This is a genomic window from Paraburkholderia sp. CNPSo 3272 (assembly GCF_024206495.1).
Taxonomy (GTDB): domain Bacteria; phylum Pseudomonadota; class Gammaproteobacteria; order Burkholderiales; family Burkholderiaceae; genus Paraburkholderia.
This window is the reverse complement of record NZ_JAMBPQ010000036.1, coordinates 1-16,983: the sequence shown is the minus strand read 5'-3', so window position 1 is coordinate 16,983 and position 16,983 is coordinate 1. Positions and strand designations below refer to the sequence as shown.

Below are 16,983 nucleotides of genomic sequence, written 5' to 3'. Positions count from 1 at the left end.
ATGACGAGCGTCACTTCCTCTTCCACGCGTCACACGCTGGGCGCCTCGCGACCTTCCGGCGACGGCGCCGAAACATTCGCGCTCGGCTTGCCGGCGCGGCCGGCCCTGCTCTCGCCGCGCGCGTGGCTCGCGCTCATCGTGCTGATTCTCGCCATCGGCGTGGGCGTGCCGCTTTGCGCGCTGGTGCTGCCGCAAGCGAGCGCGCTGCATCTTTCCGCGTATGCGATGACGCTGGGCGGCAAGCTCATGTGTTATGCGATCGCTGCACTTGCGCTCGATCTCGTGTGGGGTTACTGCGGCATTCTGAGCCTCGGGCACGGCCTCTTCTTCGCGCTGGGCGGCTACGCCATCGGCATGTACCTCATGCGCGAGATCGGTCACGACGGCAAGTACGGCAGCGACCTGCCCGACTTCATGGTGTTTCTCGACTGGCATGCGCTGCCGTGGTACTGGCAAGGCACGCAGCACCTCTGGTATACGCTTGTGCTCGTTGTGCTCGTGCCCGCCGTGGTCGCCTGGGTGTTTGGCTTCTTCACGTTCCGCTCGCGCGTGAAAGGCGTGTACCTCTCGATCATCACGCAGGCCATGACGTTCGCCGCGATGCTGCTCTTCTATCGCAACGAAACGGGCTTCGGCGGCAACAACGGCTTCACCGACTTCAAGCGAATCGCGGGCATGCCGATCACGCATCCGGGCACGCGCACCGTGCTGTTTCTTCTGACGTTCGCCGTGCTCGTGCTTGCGTTTCTCGGCGCGCGCGCCGTCGTCACCTCGAAGCTCGGGCGTGTCGTGAGCGCCGTGCGCGACGGCGAAACGCGCCTCATGTTTCTCGGCTACAGCCCGCTTGGCTACAAGCTGTTCGTGTGGACCGTCTCGGCCGTCCTGTGCGGCATCGCGGGCGCGCTTTACGTGCCGCAGGTCGGCATCATCAACCCGAGCGAGATGTCGCCGGGCAACTCGATCGAAATGGCGATCTGGGTGGCCGTGGGCGGACGCGGCACGCTCATCGGGCCGATCATCGGCGCATTCGCCGTGAACGGCGCAAAGAGCTTTTTCACGGCGCATTTCGCCGAGTACTGGCTATTCTTCCTCGGCCTGATGTTCGTGCTCGTGCCGCTCCTGCTGCCCAACGGCATCGTGGGACTCATCGAACTCATCCGGAAGCGGATCACCACGCGGAGCGAACGCCCATGAACGGACATAGCGTGATCAGCGACCCGCTCAACCACAACCCCTTCGACGACGCCCTCAAGCACGACGAACTCGCCCTCTCCGGCGTGGCGGAACTCGGGCACGTGGTCGAACCCGGCGCGATCGACATCTCGCACGGCACGATCCTGTATCTCGAAGACGTGACCGTGAGTTTCGACGGCTTTCGCGCGCTCAACAAGCTTTCGCTCGTGATCGACGCGGGCGAGCTGCGCTGCGTGATCGGGCCGAACGGCGCGGGCAAGACCACGATGATGGATGTCATCACCGGCAAGACTGCGCCCGATTCGGGCAAGGTGTTCCTTGGGCAGACGCTCGACCTCACGCGCATGAACGAGCCGGCCATCGCGCGCGCGGGCATTGGCCGCAAGTTCCAGAAGCCCACGGTGTTCGAGCAGCATCCCGTATGGGAGAACCTCGAACTCGCGATGAAGGCCGACAAGGGCTGGTTCGCCACGCTGCGGGCGCGCCTTGGCCGCGAGGCGCAGGCGAAGATCGAGGAAACGCTCGAGATGATCCGGCTGGAGAGCGACGCGCGACGCCTCGCGGGCGAGCTATCGCACGGCCAGAAGCAGCGGCTCGAAATCGGCATGCTGCTCATGCAAAGGCCGCAACTGCTGCTGCTCGACGAGCCCGCCGCCGGCATGACCGACGACGAAACCATGGAGCTCGCGACGCTGCTCAACCGCCTGCGCGGCAGCTGCTCGATGATGGTGGTCGAGCACGACATGGAGTTCGTCGCGGCGCTCGCGGGGCAAACCGGCCGCGTCACGGTGATGGCCGAAGGCAGCGTGCTCGCGCACGGCACGCTCGACGAGGTGAAGCGCGACGAAGCGGTCATCGAATCGTATCTCGGCCGCTAGGGCCGTTTTGAATAGATCAGCCAGCCATGCTAACCATCGAATCGCTGAATCAGTACTATGGCGGCAGCCACATCCTGCGCAACGTCTCGATGACGGTGCCCGAGGGCGAACTCACCGTGCTGCTCGGGCGCAACGGCGTGGGCAAGACCACGCTGCTGCGCTGCCTGATGGGCGTCGTGCCGACGAAGAACGGCGCGATCGCCTGGCGCGGCGAAGCGCTCACGAAGCTGCCCACGTATGCCCGAGTGGCGCAGGGCCTCGCTTACGTGCCGCAAGGGCGCGATATCTTTCCGCGCTTGAGCGTCGAAGAGAATCTGCTGGTGGGCGCGGCGAGCAAGAAGCGCATGCCTAAGGGCGTCCCCGCGCATCTCTACGAACTCTTTCCCGTGCTCAAAGAGATGAAGACGCGGCGCGGCGGCGACCTCTCGGGCGGCCAGCAGCAGCAACTCGCCATCGGCCGCGCGTTGATGAGCGATCCGCAGTTGCTCATTCTCGATGAGCCTACGGAAGGCATCCAGCCTTCGATCATCCAGGACATCGGCCGCACGCTGCGCCGGCTCGTGGAAGAGATGCACATGACGGTGCTGCTGGTCGAGCAGTACTACGACTTCGCCAAGGCCATCGCGGACCGCTACTGGGTAATGAGCCGCGGCGAGATCGTGGCCGGCGGCGCCGGCGCGAGCATGGATGCGGATGGGGTGCGGGAGTTGATCGCGGTATGAAGCCTGAACGCAGCGCGTACCGACCGTCCAGGCATACCCTTGGGACCCACGGGGTCCGGAACATGCGAGCGGTCATTGGGAAGCCCGTTCGCGTCGACATCGCTGTTCCCATGCGAAATTCTGTCGTTTTGCCCGAAATTTCTTCATTCCACCTGGCCATCGGCGCTTCTTCCTCGAAAAACTGTCGCGTCGGGAGGCGCACCACGGTGCTCCGGCTCTCAGCGCTGCCCGGATTCGCCGTCACTGCTGGGGCGTGCCGATGCCGGGTTGAAAGCCTCGCGCACCACCTCTTCGATCCGGGCAATGACCTCATCGGGCAGATGTGGGTACGTCTTGCGTTTGTTCGACGACAGCTTTCCGTTGTTCGATTGCACCATGCGGATGAGCGCCGACAGGTCTGGGCGGGGAAGATTGAATTCGCCGTTCAGCTGCTCAAACGCGGCGTCGAAGCCACTTAGCCAGTGCAGTTCGCGTGGCAACTCGGTCCTCACGGCGTCGATGAGCATGCGGTGCAGGAAACGGACTTCCCCCGTCGCGTCGAAGAACCGGTAGGGTCGCCCTCCGGGTGACGAAACGACGTGCGGCGCGTCCTCGCCGGGCGCGTAGCGCCAGAGCCGCGTGGTCGGGCGGGAGAACCCATTTAGCACGTCAAGGTACAAGTCTTCGTGGCGCTTGAAGACCGCTGAAACCGGCACGATGGCCCCGCCCTTCAATCGCCGGGCACCGTTGATCACATGGTGGATAAGGAAGCGGTGAATACGCCCGTTCCCATCCAGAAAGGGATGCAGGTAGACAAACCCAAAGGCCGCGCAGGCGGACCGCACGAGCACGTTGGGGCACCGATATCCGCCAGCGCCGGACTGCTCGTTGATGAACGCCTCCCATCCTCGCATGGCGCGCGGAAGGTCTTCGGGCGGCGGCGGGAAAAACGTGACACGCCCCGTTCCATCCTCGAGCCAGTTCTGTTTCGCCCGGTACGATGCCTCCTGAGCGTAGGTGTCCCTGACGATGACGTTCTGCAACTCGACGAGCCACTCCTCGGTAATGCGCTCTTCCTCGCCGGCCCGGGCAAGAAGCTGGACGAAGCGCTCGCCCTTGTTACCGCTGGGCGTTTCGCGTTCGATGCTGTAGCTGCTGCGCGTCTCGGAAAGGAACAGGTAGCGGACCGCGCGTTCGTAGAGTGCTGCGTCGGTGACCTGCTCCAGTGTCAGACTCGCCTCATCCAGCAAGTCGTCCAGAGAGGGTCCGCCCGCCAGTGCAACGCGCCGCACGAGCGGGCAGAAATCGCGCGTGCCAGGCAGGTTGTCTCGCACCCGGAACTTCGGGTGCCGGATTGCGTGCGCGGAATCCGCCGTGAAGTAGTCAGCCTCTGGCAGTGCATCGACGTAGGCGCCTGTAGGGCTCTTGTCGACCACCAGATTGCCGCCGGTTAGCCACTCCCAGAAGAAGCACGCCCTTCGTACGAACGCACTGTTCGGCGACTCGGACCACCGGCGTAGAAGTTCCGCCTCCGGCAGATGCTCAACCACCGCCTCAAGCACCTCAAGGTTCACCCCCTCATTGCGAAGCGCGAATTCGACGTGCCCAATAAGTGTTTGCTCCACCGCGGTCTTGCGCGGATACCAGAATCCATTGTGGCCGCGCACTTTCTGGTTCACAGAACCATTGAGATAAGCGGGCGCCTCAAGCGGCCGAACCTGTGGTTCCAGGTTCAGGTGCTCGATGAGATGTTGGTAGCCAACGGGTTCCAGTTCGGCCATGCGACTCGAAAAACGTTCAGATATCTCGAAATATTATCGCAAATGGCCATTTTTAACGACGAATACTCGAAAAATCGTCGCGCCACCCCTGTTGATAGGCGCGACCTCCCCGCCACCGTTGCACAGGGGCGGCAAGAAAAGCCGCGCCTGGCAATGCTGAAATGCTCGAGCTTGCACGACCTCGCACCCTGTGACTCTTTTTCCCGCGCCGCCCCGCGTTGCGCGAAACGGAATTTGCGCGGCTGAGCTGCGCAATGCCGCCGCCTCCTGAACTGCTGCAGTCAGTCAACGCATTGCAATCGCGCCGTGACTGGCACGATGCTCGAGCGCCTCGGCTACGACTTACCGACAGGTGAGAGTGCTGCCCCGTTCCTGATGACCAGGATCGCGCGAGCTTTTCGCGTTCTGGACGTCCAGGACGTCATCCGTCTGAGCGCTGAGCCGCCGGCGTGACATGCAAGCGGTCTTGACACGCACGCTTGCCCAGCCCCTGATCAGCGCTCGCGAGCGCATGCTATCCTCCACGCCATTGCCCCGTCCCCCTCGCCACGCATGTCGCTCCACGTCGATCACGCTGCACTCGCCAACACCACGTTTTGCAGCACCGCGCATCAGGAATGGGCCGCAAAACTCGAGCTCGGCTTCGAGCGCCAGGGCATGCGCACCGCACTCACGCATCGCTTGCACGCGGGGCCGTTGCGCGTGCAACGGCCGCTCTACCCCGAAGGCGAAGCGATCTGTCACGCGGTGATCGTGCATCCGCCCGCAGGCATCGCGGGCGGCGACCGGCTCGACATCGACGTGAAGGTGGGCGATGGTGCTCACGCCGTGCTCACGACGCCGGGCGCGACCAAGTGGTACAAGTCGAACGGGCGCGTGGCGCGCCAGCGCATTAACGTGCGCGTGGGCACGGGCGCTAAGCTCGACTGGCTGCCGGAGAACAACCTCGTGTTCGATCACGCCCACGCCGAACTCGAATTCGCGCTCACGCTCGGCGCGGGGGCCACGGCCATCGGCTGGGACGCCACGCAACTGGGCCGCCAGGCCGCGGGCGAACGCTGGTCGGCGGGCATGGTGCGAGCGCTCACGCGCGTGACGCGCGCTGCCTCGGAAGACGAAACCGACGATCAACTGCTCTGGCTCGAGCGCGCCCTCATCGACGCCAACGACCCGCTGCGCGACGCGCCGCAAGGGCTCGCTGGCTACCCCGCTTTCGGCGTGCTGTGGGCGATCGGCCCCGCGTGCAACGAGGCGCTCGCACAAGACCTCGCCGCCATCCTGCCTTTCGACGACGCGCTGCGCTCGGGCGCGACCTGCATCGCACCGGGCGTGGTGCTCGTGCGCGTGGTCGGGCGTTCGATGGAACCGCTGCAGAACACGCTCGCGCAGTGCTGGACGGCTCTGCGGCCGTTCGTGCACGGCATAAAGGCCGCGCCGCTGCGCTTGTGGACGACCTGAGCATCCGTTGGACGCACCTCAGCGGTGCGCATCGGCGTTTTTGCGCACGGTAACGCAGCGCAGCAATGCCAACGCGGTGCACAAGCACCTCCCAATTGGTGCAGCCACGCTGTCCCCTTTCATTGGCACACACCTTGCTGTGAGCTTGCATCGATTCGTGCGCGCCGCGCGCGAGGTTGCAAGCTGCGCGTAACCTCGCTCCCGTAAGCTGGGTCGACAGAGTTGCCCCAACCGACCCAATACGATGACGCGATGAAGCTCACGCCACGCGAGAAAGACAAGCTCCTGATCTTCACCGCCGCGCTGCTCGCCGAAAGGCGCCGCGAGCGCGGCCTCAAGCTCAACTACCCGGAGGCCGTCGCCTTCATCAGCGCAGCGCTCATGGAAGCGGCCCGCGACGGCAAGACTGTCGCCGAGGTCATGCACTACGGCACCACGCTCCTCACACGCGACGACGTGATGGAAGGCGTTCCCGAGATGATCCCCGACATCCAGGTCGAAGCGACCTTCCCCGACGGCACCAAGCTCGTCACTGTCCACCATCCGATCCCCTGAGCCGGGAGGAGCCAGCCATGATCCCCGGCGAAATGCTGATCGACGACGGCGAAATCGAACTCAACGCGGGCCGCGAGACCGTCACGGTCAAGGTGGCCAATACTGGCGACCGACCGGTGCAGATCGGCTCGCACTTCCACTTTTACGAGGTCAACGCCGCACTCTCGTTCGAGCGCGAAGCCGCGCGCGGCTTTCGGCTGAACATTGCGGCGGGCACGGCCGTGCGCTTCGAGCCGGGGCAGGAACGCACCGTGGAACTCGTGGCGCTCGCGGGAGAGCGCGCCGTGTACGGCTTTAACGGCCAGGTGATGGGCCCGCTCTGAGCGCGGCCAGCGAATTCAGGCGAATTCATCAGGAATCCGACATGACATTGAAGATCGGCCGCCGCGCCTACGCGGAGATGTTCGGCCCCACGACCGGCGACCGCGTGCGTCTCGCCGATACCGAACTCATCATCGAGATCGAACGCGACTACACCGTCTACGGCGACGAAGTAAAGTTCGGCGGCGGCAAGGTGATCCGCGACGGCATGGGCCAGTCGCAGCGAACGCACGCGGAAGTCGCGGACACCGTGGTCACGAACGCCGTAATCGTCGATCACTGGGGCATCGTGAAGGCCGACATCGGCATCAAGGACGGGCGCATCTGGAAGATCGGCAAGGCGGGCAATCCCGACGTGCAGCCGGGCGTGACAATTCCGATTGGTGCCGCGACCGAAGTGATCGCGGGCGAAGGCCAGATCGTCACGGCGGGCGGCATCGACACGCATATCCACTTCATCAGCCCGCAGCAGATCGACGAAGCGCTCGCCTCGGGCGTGACGACCATGCTGGGCGGCGGCACTGGCCCGGCCACGGGCACCAACGCCACCACCTGCACGCCGGGCCCGTGGCATATGGAGCGCATGCTGCAGGCCGCGGACGGCTGGCCGATCAATCTAGGCTTCCTCGGCAAGGGCAACGTGAGTTTGCCGAAACCCGCTGAAGAACAGATCGCCGCGGGCGCGATCGGCCTGAAACTGCACGAGGACTGGGGCTCGACGCCCGCGGCCATCGACAACTGCCTGAGCGTGGCGGACGCGACCGATACGCAGGTGGCCATCCACACCGACACGCTCAACGAGTCGGGCTTCGTGGAAGCGACGGTGGCCGCCTTCAAGGGTCGCACGATCCACACGTACCACACCGAAGGTGCGGGCGGCGGCCACGCGCCCGACATCATCAAGGTGTGCGGCGAAGCGAATGTGCTGCCCTCGTCGACGAACCCCACGCGCCCGTACACCATCAATACGCTCGACGAGCATCTCGACATGCTGATGGTGTGCCATCACCTCGACCCGTCGATTGCCGAGGATATTGCGTTTGCCGAGTCGCGCATCCGCCGCGAGACCATCGCCGCCGAGGACATCCTCCACGATCTCGGCGCGCTGTCGATGCTTTCTTCGGATTCCCAGGCGATGGGCCGCGTGGGCGAGGTCATCATCCGCACGTGGCAGACCGCGCACAAGATGAAGGTGCAGCGCGGTGCTCTGCCCGGGGACAACGCGCGCCACGACAACTTCCGCGTGAAGCGCTATGTGGCGAAGTACACGATCAATCCGGCGCTCACGCACGGCATCGCGCACGAAGTGGGCTCGCTCGAGCCCGGCAAATGGGCCGACCTCGTATTCTGGGAACCGGCGTTCTTCGGCATCAAGCCTTCGCTGATCCTCAAGGGCGGCATGATCGCGCTCGCGCAGATGGGCGACCCGAACGCCTCGATTCCCACGCCCCAGCCCGTGCATTACCGCGAGATGTTCGCCACGCGCGGGCGCGCGCTCGCACAAACATCGCTCACCTTCGTTTCGCAGCTCTCGCTCGACAAACGCATGCCCGAGCGCTACGGCCTGCAAAAGCGTGTGGTGGCGGTACGCAACTGCCGTAGCGTGACGAAGGCCGACATGATTCACAATGCCTGGCAGCCGAAGATCAGCGTCGATCCCGAAACGTACCAGGTCATAGCCGACGGCCAGTTGCTCACCTGCGAGCCCGCCACGGTGCTGCCGATGGCACAGCGTTACTTCCTGTTCTAAAGTTTAGCCATGCGCACGATCGACAAACGACTGACCGCGAAGCTCGCGCCCGTTCTTGTGAAGCGGGCGCCTACGCTCACGCTGCCCTACGATGCGCGTTGCAAGAGCCGCCTCGCGGCCACGCTCGACACGGGCGAGGAAGTGGGCGTGGTGCTGCCGCGCGGCACGGTGCTTCGCGACGGCGATCTGCTCGTGGCCGACGACGGCGGCCTCGTGCGCGTGATCGCGGCGGCCGAGTCCGTACTGCGTGTCCGCGCGCCCGACCGCCTCACGCTCACGCGCGCCGCGTATCACCTCGGAAATCGCCATACGCCGGTGCAGGTGGGCGCGGACGAACTCAAGCTCGAAGCGGACCCCGTGCTCGAAGACATGCTCAAGCGCCTGGGCGCGCAGGTCGAGCGCGTGGAGTCGCCGTTCCAGCCGGAATCGGGCGCATACGGCGGTGGCCACCGCCACGGCCACGACGAAACGTTCGCCGACGACTACGCGCTCGCGCAACGCGTGTACGACGAGCACCATGGACATTCGCACGACCACGCGCACGGTGCGCACAATCACGCCCATGGCGACGATCCTCCGCATGACCACGATTGCGGACACGATCACGGTCACTGCGACGGCCACGCGCACGACCACAGCCATGAACATCGCTGAGCTGACCGCCCTGCTGCATCTGGCTTCGCCGGCGCTGCCCATCGGCGCGTTCAGCTACTCGCAGGGACTCGAAGCCGCAATCGATGCGCAACTCGTCGCGAACGCCGACGATGCCGAACACTGGATAGCGGGCGGCCTCGCGAACGTGCTCGCTTGCGGCGAGCTGCCTTTTGTGGCGCACCAGATGGAACGCTGGCGCACGCACGACGCGCCCGCGCTGATCGTGGCAAACGAGGAATTCGTCGCGAGCCGCGAGTCGGCGGAATTGCGGCGCGAGACCGCACAGATGGGCTGGTCGCTGCGCCAACTCTGCGCCCAGCTCGAATGGGGCGACGCTGACCGGCGTGCCACGCTGGAGCGCATGACGCCCCTTGCGCAACCCACGGCCTTCGCATTCGCCGCATGGGCCCATGAGGCCGCGCCGCACGCCGCGCTCGCCGCCTACGCGTTCAGCTGGATCGAAAACCAGACGGCCGCCGCGCTCAAGGCAGTGCCGCTTGGCCAGCTCGCCGGGCAGCGCATCATCGTCGCGCTACGGCCCGAAATCGAGAAAGCCGTGGCGCGCGCTCTCGCGACGCCGCCCGAGGCGCTCAACACCTTCGCGCCGCAACTCGGCGTGCTTTCTGCGCGCCACGAATCGCAGTACTCGCGGCTTTTCCGCTCCTGACACACACACGAACCATGAATTCGCACGCACCCAGCAAACGAACGAAGAAGCTGCCGCCGCTGCGCGTCGGCGTGGGCGGACCGGTCGGCTCCGGCAAGACGACGTTGCTCGAAATGCTCTGCAAGGCCATGCGCGAGCGTTACGACCTCGTTGCCATTACCAACGACATCTACACGAAGGAAGACCAGCGCCTCTTGACCGTTGCGGGCGCGCTGCCCGCCGAGCGCATCATGGGCGTGGAAACGGGCGGCTGCCCGCACACCGCGATCCGCGAAGACGCGTCGATCAACCTGGAAGCCGTCGACCAGATGCTCACGCGCTTTCCCGATGCGGACATCGTCTTCATCGAATCGGGCGGCGACAATCTCGCGGCCACCTTCAGCCCCGAGCTTTCGGACCTCACGATCTACGTGATCGACGTGGCGGGCGGCGAAAAAATTCCGCGCAAGGGCGGCCCCGGCATCACGAAGTCGGACCTGCTCGTCATCAACAAGACCGACCTCGCGCCGCTCGTGGGCGCGAACCTCGACATCATGGCCTCCGACGCGAAAAAGATGCGCGGCGAGCGGCCCTTCGTGATGTGCAATCTGAAGGCGCTCGAGGGGCTTGGTGAGGTGATCGCTTTTATCGAAAAACGGGGCCTTCTGGTTACGCAAAACGCTTGAACACATCGGCGTAACCGCACCGATCCCTCAGATTGACGGATCGAGGTAGTCGGCGTTTTTCACGATCCAGTCGGGATTCAGGTGTGATCTGTCCTCATAGAGGGCTGACCATTTTCCCGTCACCCGGATGCATGCTTCATCCACACACAGGCGCGCGTCGGGGTCGATGATCGAGGCATGATCGCGCTCGGCCAGCGCGATCAGTTCCTTGCGAACGCTTTGTTGGAGGCCATCGATTTTCACGCGTTGCTGCGCCTCGCGTGGGTCGAAACGCCCGATTCTCGACAAAAATACATGGGGGTCGAACGGGTCACCTATCGGATTGTCGAGCAGCACGTAGACCTTTTTGTTCTGCGCCTGCAGTTCCCTCACTTCCCGATCGAGCTCGACGAATGCGGCCGCTCTTCCTTCTGGCGTGGCCAGACTCAACTCCTTTTGACCGCTGGCCAGGTAATAGCCCGCGGCGTTGAAGTAGTAGCTCCAATAACCGCCGATCACGACAGTGGTGATTCGGCTACTCGCGGCCTCCGCCAGCGCCTCGCGCCGAACCGACCAGCATTCTGAATCGACGGGTAGGTCGCGATCGAAAACGTGTGGAATGGGAGGACAAGCCGCAGCGACAGCAAAGATAGCCCCGTTTTTTGAGGGGTCGGCCTGCTCGTCTGCGTAGATTCGTTCGGCATACTGGGCGACATGCGAATCCCCAAGAAACAGCGTCGTAGTCTTTCGCTCTTCGTGCAAGGGGTAGATGCCGTCCCGAGGCCGCCCATCTGGACTTCTTGACGCCAGGAAGTCCCACCCGGTCCGAGTAGCGAGGTTGACGGCGTCGATGCGGGGGCTGATGAGCGCGTCCTTGATCGCCGCGCCGCCAACCATCATCAGCACGAGGCAGAGAGCCAGCAGAAGCGCCGTTCGATTCGCGGAGCGATGCCAGCGAATCGTCTTCTCGACATAACGGTGTGTGAGCCAGGCGAGCAAGACTGATAGCAATACCACGGCAATCTTCGTGGGATGACCATTGTCCGGCCAGACGAAATGGGCAAACGACAACAGCGGCCAATGCCAGAGATACAGCGGGTAGCTAATCAGCCCGCAAGTCACGAAGGGGCGACTCGAGAGAATAGTGCGATTGATCCACGCGCCTGAACCCGCTGCGATGACGAGGAATGTGCCCACCGTCGGCAACAATGCCCAAAATCCTGGAAAAGGCCGCTCGTGATTGATCAGCAAAAATCCTGACAACAGGAGACCTACTCCCGTTACACAGAGCAGGTTGGCGTATCGTCCGACCAGATCCGGACGACGCAAAGCGATATAGGCAAGCGAGCCGCCAACCATGAGTTCCCAGAAGCGGGAAAGCGGCGAGTAGAAGGCAGCAACGGGGTCCCGCGAGGCCAGCCATACGCTGACGCCGAAGGACATCGCGAGGATCGCGCCATTCACGACCGGGAAGCGCCAGCGATGCGTCCACGCATAGCTCAGTAGCAGGGGCCAGAATATGTAGTATTGCTCTTCAACCGCAAGGCTCCAGAGATGCAACAATGGCTTGGCCTCGTGGCCGCTATCGAAGTAGCCGCTCTCACCCCACAAGACAAAATTCTGGACGAAGGAAGTCCCACCGACGATGTGCTTCCCGAGTTGCGGGTACTCGTCTCGCAGCAGCACGAACCATCCGGTCACCGCGCAAAAGAACAATACGAGAAGAAGTGCAGGGAATATCCGGCGGATGCGCTTGCCGTAAAAATCAGCAATACTGAATTTGTCGCGCTCGAGATTGGTGAGAATGATGGTGGTAATGAGATATCCGGATATGACGAAAAAAACATCGACCCCGATAAATCCGCCTGCCATCCGGCTTGGGAACGCATGAAACAGAATCACTGCCATGACCGCGATCGCTCGCAGGCCGTCGACGTGTGGGCGATATCCATGCGTCGCTAAGCTGCGGGTCGCCGCTCGATTGGGCGAACTGTCGATGAACTCCGTCGCTGACGGCACCGGCAGCACTTGCGGGGTAATCGTCGGTGGCATGAACTGGCCTTCGGTGACTGCATATCGGTGAGGCGAACGCCAGCGATACCGATATTCAGCAATGCGTTCCTTACGCAGACGTGGCTCGAACGCAATCAACCACGTGAACCCAGTACACCTGCGCTCTGGCCCGAGCGTATGTGCGCATACGTACGCATCGCTGTGCGTGAAGGGACGCGATGAACCCACCCTTTCATGTGTCTATACGCCACCCTTCAGGCGTCTATAAATAGCCCTTCATGTATCCGCTTTTGTCCCTTTCAAAAATCTAACCCCAAATAACACACGAAGGCGCTTTCCTACCGGCTCGCGCTTGCATTGGCGCTGCTCTCCTCCGCTTCGTGCAATAGCCCCGAGCGGTCGTTTTGACGACACCCGCGCAGAACAAACAACACTCTTTCAGCAGTGGCCAAGTTGTCGTTGAGCGACGTGCGCATGCTCTATCGCGCACGAATTCAAACATCGGAGACGAGCGCCTGCACAACATCCACCGTGCGCGCCGTCGCGCCGCGATGGCGCGAAGCGAATGCCGCCGCAGCCGCGCCCATTGCGACCCGGCGCGACTTGTCGTTGAAGAGTTCGCGCAAGGCCCGCGTGAGATCGGTGGGGTCCTGAACCTGCAGGGCCGCGCCCGCGGCCGTGGCGTCCGCGGTGGCCTGCGTGAAGTTGAACACGTGCGGCCCGATCAACACCGGCACGCCCACGGCGCACGCTTCGATCAGGTTCTGCCCGCCGAGCGGCAAGAGACTGCCGCCGATGAACGCGAGATCGGCGGCAGCGTAGTAGGCGCCCATCTCCCCCATCGAATCGCCGAGCAGAACGCTCACGTCCTGTGGCAGCAAGCGCACGCCCACATGCGCGGAAGCCGCGGCAGCCGCAGCCGCGGCCGGCGCCCAGCGCGAGCGCCGTTCGAGCTTGAAGTTCTTGCGCTCCACGAGCGCGGCTACTTCGTCGAAGCGCTGCGGGTGGCGCGGCACGAGGATCAAAAGCGCATCCGGCACCGCATTTGATTGAGTCAGTGCCGCGAAGGCCTGCAGCACGAGCTCCTCTTCGCCTTCGCGGGTGCTCGCCGCCACCCACACCGGCCGCTCGCCGATCGCGCGCCGCCAGTCGCGGCCGCGCGCGATCAGCGCCGGCGGGCTCGCCATGTCGAACTTGAGGTTGCCGAGCACAGCCACGTTGCGCGCGCCGAGCGCGGTGAGGCGCTCCGCGTCGGATGGACTTTGCGCGAGCACGCGCGTGAAGCCGCCGAATACCTCGCGTGCGCCCGCGCCGAACTTCGCCGCGCGCTTGAACGAGCGCGCCGACATGCGCGCGTTGGTGAGCACGAGCGGCACGTCGGCGTGCTTGCATTCGTCGATGAGCGTGGGCCAGACCTCGGTTTCCATGACGAGACCGAGCGACGGTCGCCATGCGTGCAGGAAGCGCCGCACCGCACGCGGCATGTCGTATGGCAGATAGCAGCGCAGCACGCGATTGCCGAAAAGCTGCTCGCCGGTGGCGCGGCCGCCCGGCGTCATGTGCGTGAGCAGGACGCGCGCGTCGGGGCGCGCCGCCAGCAGCGCGTCGACGAGCGGCTGCGCCGCGCGGGTCTCGCCTACGGAGACGGCATGCACCCAGATGAGCGGCGCGTCGTCCTCGGGCAAGCGCCCGGCAGAAAAACCGAAACGCTCGCCGATATGCTCGCGATAGCCGCGTTCGCGACGTGAGCGAATGAACAGCCTCAGCACCGCGAGCGGGGCAATGAGCCACCAGGCCGCGCGATAGATCGCTCTCAGCATCGGGCCTCCGCGTCGGCCAGGGTCATGCGAAACGCCGCGGCCGCGCGGCAGGAAGCGTAGATCGGCAGGCTCATCGCGCGTGGATTCAAACCAGTTCCTTGCGCTTGAGGCGTTGGAGAATGCCGAGCGGTGCCCATTCGGGATGCACCATCTCCTTCACCGGCAGGAAGAAGGTCTGCTCCATCATGAACTGACCGGACATCACGGCATGCGACGTGTGATCGGAGAAGCACACCCACACGCTGCCCGGCGGGAAGCCGATGGTCTCTTGCGGGCTCGACTGCTGATAGCCGAGATCGGCCTTCATGCCGTCGTGAAGGTTGAGCATCAGATGGTCGTACTCGCTGCGCGGCGACTTGGTGATATGCAGCAGGTTCTGCAGCCACGCCGAGCCCGGAAACTGCGGCTTGATGTTCGGCAAGAAGCGCTTTGCCATGTCCTCGAACGGCTCGCCCACGCGCCACACGCGCGGCACGCCGTTGGGGTTGACGTTGGTGAACACGCGCAGGATGCGCTCGCCGTAGTTCGGGCGCGAGGGAAACGCATCCACGTGCAGACGCGAATCGTCCTTGCGCCACGAGGTCTGGCGCGTTTCCACCTGGTGCAGACGCAGGCTAGTGGGCGCCACACGCAGCTTGCCGATGTACTCGGGAAAGAGGCCGTCCACCAGCGTGCGCGCGCAGGTCTGGTAACGCGCGATCAACGCGCGCACGGCCGACTGCGTAACGGTGTCGCCGAGCACGCCGTGCAGCGCGCCGCCGTTCGGGTCGAGGCTGATGTTCTTGCGCTTGGGGTCGGCGATCGCGGGGTCGAGCAGCGCGCGCTCGCCGCCTTCGATCGCGAAGGCCAGGTGCGGAAAATACAGCACCTTGCCCTGCTCGACGGCATCGAGCAGCGTCTCGCGCGGTTGCGAGAGCTGCTGGCCGTGCCAGTCGGCGGAAGTGATTTCGATGATCTGGGATTCGTTCATTGTCGCCCCTGGAAGCGATGGATCTGATTGCCTGCCGTGTGGCACGGTGCGAGCGTGGCGTGCCCTGTTGCTCGCCTTGTTGTTCGCGCGCGGCCCTTGCCGGCCAGGCCCTGGCGCGCGCTTGTGCAAGTCTGTGCACCCTCGTGCGCGCCGATTCTTATACCCGCGGCCTCCATGCTGCGCCTTGACGCGCCGCAGCCGCTCCGTCTTTCAGGCGCCTGCGCTGCGGCGGTGCGCCGCTACAGCAGCCCGAAGCCCGCCAGCGTGCCCTTCACCTGGGCAAGCGTTGGCGGCTGCCCTGCCGTACCCAGATTGACGACGTTCGGCGACCAGTAGCCGCCCGTGCGCCAGGCGGTCGCGAAATTGTACAACTCGACGGTCGGACGCTTGAGCGCCGCCGCGATGTGCACGAGGCCCGTGTCCACGCCCACCGTGGCCGCGGCGCCGTCAATGAGACCCACCACGGCAGGCAGCGAGAGCCTGGGCGGCACGATAGCCGCTTCGCCGAATTCGCGCGCGAGGCGCTCGCTCGTGGCGCGCTCGGCCTCGCTGCCCCAAGGCAGCACGAGCGACGCGCCGCGCCGCACGAGCGCCTGGCCCAGCTCGATCCAGTGCTGGTCCGGCCACTGCTTGTCGGCGCGCGACGTGGCGTGCACGAACACCACATAGGGCACCGGCAGGTTCAGCCCGACGCTCGCGAGCGCCTGCGCGGCGCGATAGGTATCGAGGCCGAAGTCGATCTCGTCGGTGGGCGACGGCGGCGCGAGATCGAGCGCGCCCGCAACCAGTTGGCGCGTGCGCTCGACTACGTGGGTGCGCGGCTCGATGCGAATCGACCGGTCGTAGAAGAAGCGCACCGGCCATTCGTAGCCCGCGCCATCGGTGCGGTTGCCGAGGCCGACGAGGGGCCCGCGGGCCCAGCTCGCCACCCAGGCCGTCTTGATGAGCCCCTGGCAGTCGATCACGAGGTCGTACTTCTCGGCCGCGAGCGCGCGCCGGAACGCGCCGATCTCGCGCCAGTTGGCGCCCGAGAGGAGACCCTTGCGCCAGCGGCGCAGCGAAAACGGAATCGCGCGGCGCACGCCCTCCACGAGCTCGACGAGCGACTGGAAGCTCTCTTCGACGAGCCAGTCGATCTGCGCGTCGGGGTACCGTCGCCGAATGTCGGCAATGGCGGGCATGTTATGGACGACGTCGCCAAGCGACGACACGCGCACGATAAGGATCTTTTGCACGCTCAAGGCTCTTGGGCCGGACAGATTAAAAAGGTGGGCAATTTTAGCGCGCCGCACGCAAATGCAAAGAAAATCCGGGGAAATGCGCGGAAAGGATCGGCATAGGGGACAGCCAACTGGCTGCGCCCCTGCCACACCACCCGGCATGCGGGTCCGCACCGGGCGGTTCGGGGAGTTGAGGTTATGAGAGTCGTGGCACGCCCAGCCGATCGAAGTAGGCGAGGGTCAGCACGCTGTTCAGCAGCTGGCCGCTGTTACGCCACCAGCGATGGCTGTTCGCCGCCACTTGTTGCGCCACAGCGGGCAGTGCTCCCAGCGCACGCAGTTCCCGGTAGATGGTCG

General features: G+C 64.7%; 15 protein-coding genes and 1 pseudogene. 10 read left to right on the top strand and 6 right to left on the bottom strand.

The features are described from left to right. Genes urtC through urtE form a run of 3 tightly spaced genes read left to right on the top strand, consistent with a single transcriptional unit; the run spans position 1 to position 2,794 of the window. Positions 1-1,194 (top strand): urea ABC transporter permease subunit UrtC, encoded by a 1,194-nt coding sequence (gene urtC / locus M3I53_RS29855; RefSeq protein WP_254319407.1) that lies wholly within the window; start codon positions 1-3, stop codon positions 1,192-1,194. After that, positions 1,191-2,072, top strand: coding sequence for an urea ABC transporter ATP-binding protein UrtD (urtD, locus tag M3I53_RS29850; RefSeq protein WP_254319406.1), 882 nt, complete (start codon positions 1,191-1,193; stop codon positions 2,070-2,072). Before urtC ends, urtD begins: the two co-directional genes overlap by 4 nt. 26 nt (positions 2,073-2,098) lie before the next feature. Next, complete coding sequence (gene urtE / locus M3I53_RS29845) at positions 2,099-2,794, top strand: urea ABC transporter ATP-binding subunit UrtE (RefSeq protein WP_254319405.1); 696 nt, start codon at positions 2,099-2,101, stop codon at positions 2,792-2,794. Positions 2,795-3,012: 218 nt separating this feature from the next. On the opposite strand, the gene M3I53_RS29840 is transcribed toward urtE, so the two are convergent. Continuing rightward, positions 3,013-4,554 (bottom strand): Fic family protein, encoded by a 1,542-nt coding sequence (locus M3I53_RS29840; RefSeq protein WP_254319404.1) that lies wholly within the window; start codon positions 4,552-4,554, stop codon positions 3,013-3,015. 552 nt (positions 4,555-5,106) lie between these two features. Here M3I53_RS29840 and M3I53_RS29835 point away from each other — a divergent pair. The 7 genes from M3I53_RS29835 to ureG all read left to right on the top strand — a co-directional run bounded on the left by M3I53_RS29835 (position 5,107) and on the right by ureG (position 10,624). Next, entirely contained in the window at positions 5,107-6,012 is a 906-nt protein-coding gene (locus tag M3I53_RS29835) for an urease accessory protein UreD (protein ID WP_254319403.1), read from the top strand. 252 nt (positions 6,013-6,264) lie between these two features. Further along, positions 6,265-6,567, top strand: a complete 303-nt coding sequence (gene ureA, locus M3I53_RS29830) for an urease subunit gamma (RefSeq protein ID WP_028208480.1) — start codon at positions 6,265-6,267, stop codon at positions 6,565-6,567. Between the two features lie 17 nt (positions 6,568-6,584). Further along, positions 6,585-6,890, top strand: a complete 306-nt coding sequence (locus tag M3I53_RS29825; protein WP_254319402.1) for an urease subunit beta — start codon at positions 6,585-6,587, stop codon at positions 6,888-6,890. Positions 6,891-6,931: 41 nt separating this feature from the next. Then, positions 6,932-8,638 (top strand): urease subunit alpha, encoded by a 1,707-nt coding sequence (ureC, locus tag M3I53_RS29820; protein ID WP_254319401.1) that lies wholly within the window; start codon positions 6,932-6,934, stop codon positions 8,636-8,638. Positions 8,639-8,647: 9 nt separating this feature from the next. Next, positions 8,648-9,292, top strand: a complete 645-nt coding sequence (gene ureE, locus M3I53_RS29815; protein WP_254319400.1) for an urease accessory protein UreE — start codon at positions 8,648-8,650, stop codon at positions 9,290-9,292. Next, positions 9,279-9,959, top strand: a complete 681-nt coding sequence (locus M3I53_RS29810) for an urease accessory protein UreF (protein ID WP_254319451.1) — start codon at positions 9,279-9,281, stop codon at positions 9,957-9,959. Before ureE ends, M3I53_RS29810 begins: the two co-directional genes overlap by 14 nt. A 14-nt stretch (positions 9,960-9,973) precedes the next feature. Further along, positions 9,974-10,624 (top strand): urease accessory protein UreG, encoded by a 651-nt coding sequence (gene ureG, locus M3I53_RS29805; RefSeq protein ID WP_254319399.1) that lies wholly within the window; start codon positions 9,974-9,976, stop codon positions 10,622-10,624. A 27-nt stretch (positions 10,625-10,651) separates the two neighbouring features. Here ureG and M3I53_RS29800 read toward each other — a convergent pair whose 3' ends face one another. The 5 genes and pseudogenes from M3I53_RS29800 to M3I53_RS29780 form a co-directional block, all read right to left on the bottom strand. Beyond that, a complete protein-coding gene (locus M3I53_RS29800) occupies positions 10,652-12,655 on the bottom strand; it encodes an acyltransferase family protein (protein WP_254319398.1) in 2,004 nt (667 codons plus the stop codon). Between the two features lie 455 nt (positions 12,656-13,110). Continuing rightward, positions 13,111-14,436 (bottom strand): lipid IV(A) 3-deoxy-D-manno-octulosonic acid transferase, encoded by a 1,326-nt coding sequence (gene waaA, locus M3I53_RS29795; RefSeq protein WP_254319397.1) that lies wholly within the window; start codon positions 14,434-14,436, stop codon positions 13,111-13,113. An 85-nt stretch (positions 14,437-14,521) separates the two neighbouring features. Further along, on the bottom strand, positions 14,522-15,406 hold the full coding sequence (locus M3I53_RS29790; RefSeq protein ID WP_254319396.1) for a Kdo hydroxylase family protein: 885 nt from the start codon (positions 15,404-15,406) through the stop codon (positions 14,522-14,524). A 239-nt stretch (positions 15,407-15,645) separates the two neighbouring features. Further along, positions 15,646-16,647, bottom strand: a complete 1,002-nt coding sequence (waaC, locus tag M3I53_RS29785) for a lipopolysaccharide heptosyltransferase I (RefSeq protein ID WP_254319395.1) — start codon at positions 16,645-16,647, stop codon at positions 15,646-15,648. A 175-nt stretch (positions 16,648-16,822) separates the two neighbouring features. Next, positions 16,823-16,983, bottom strand: a pseudogene (locus M3I53_RS29780) (group II intron reverse transcriptase/maturase); the annotation flags it as partial.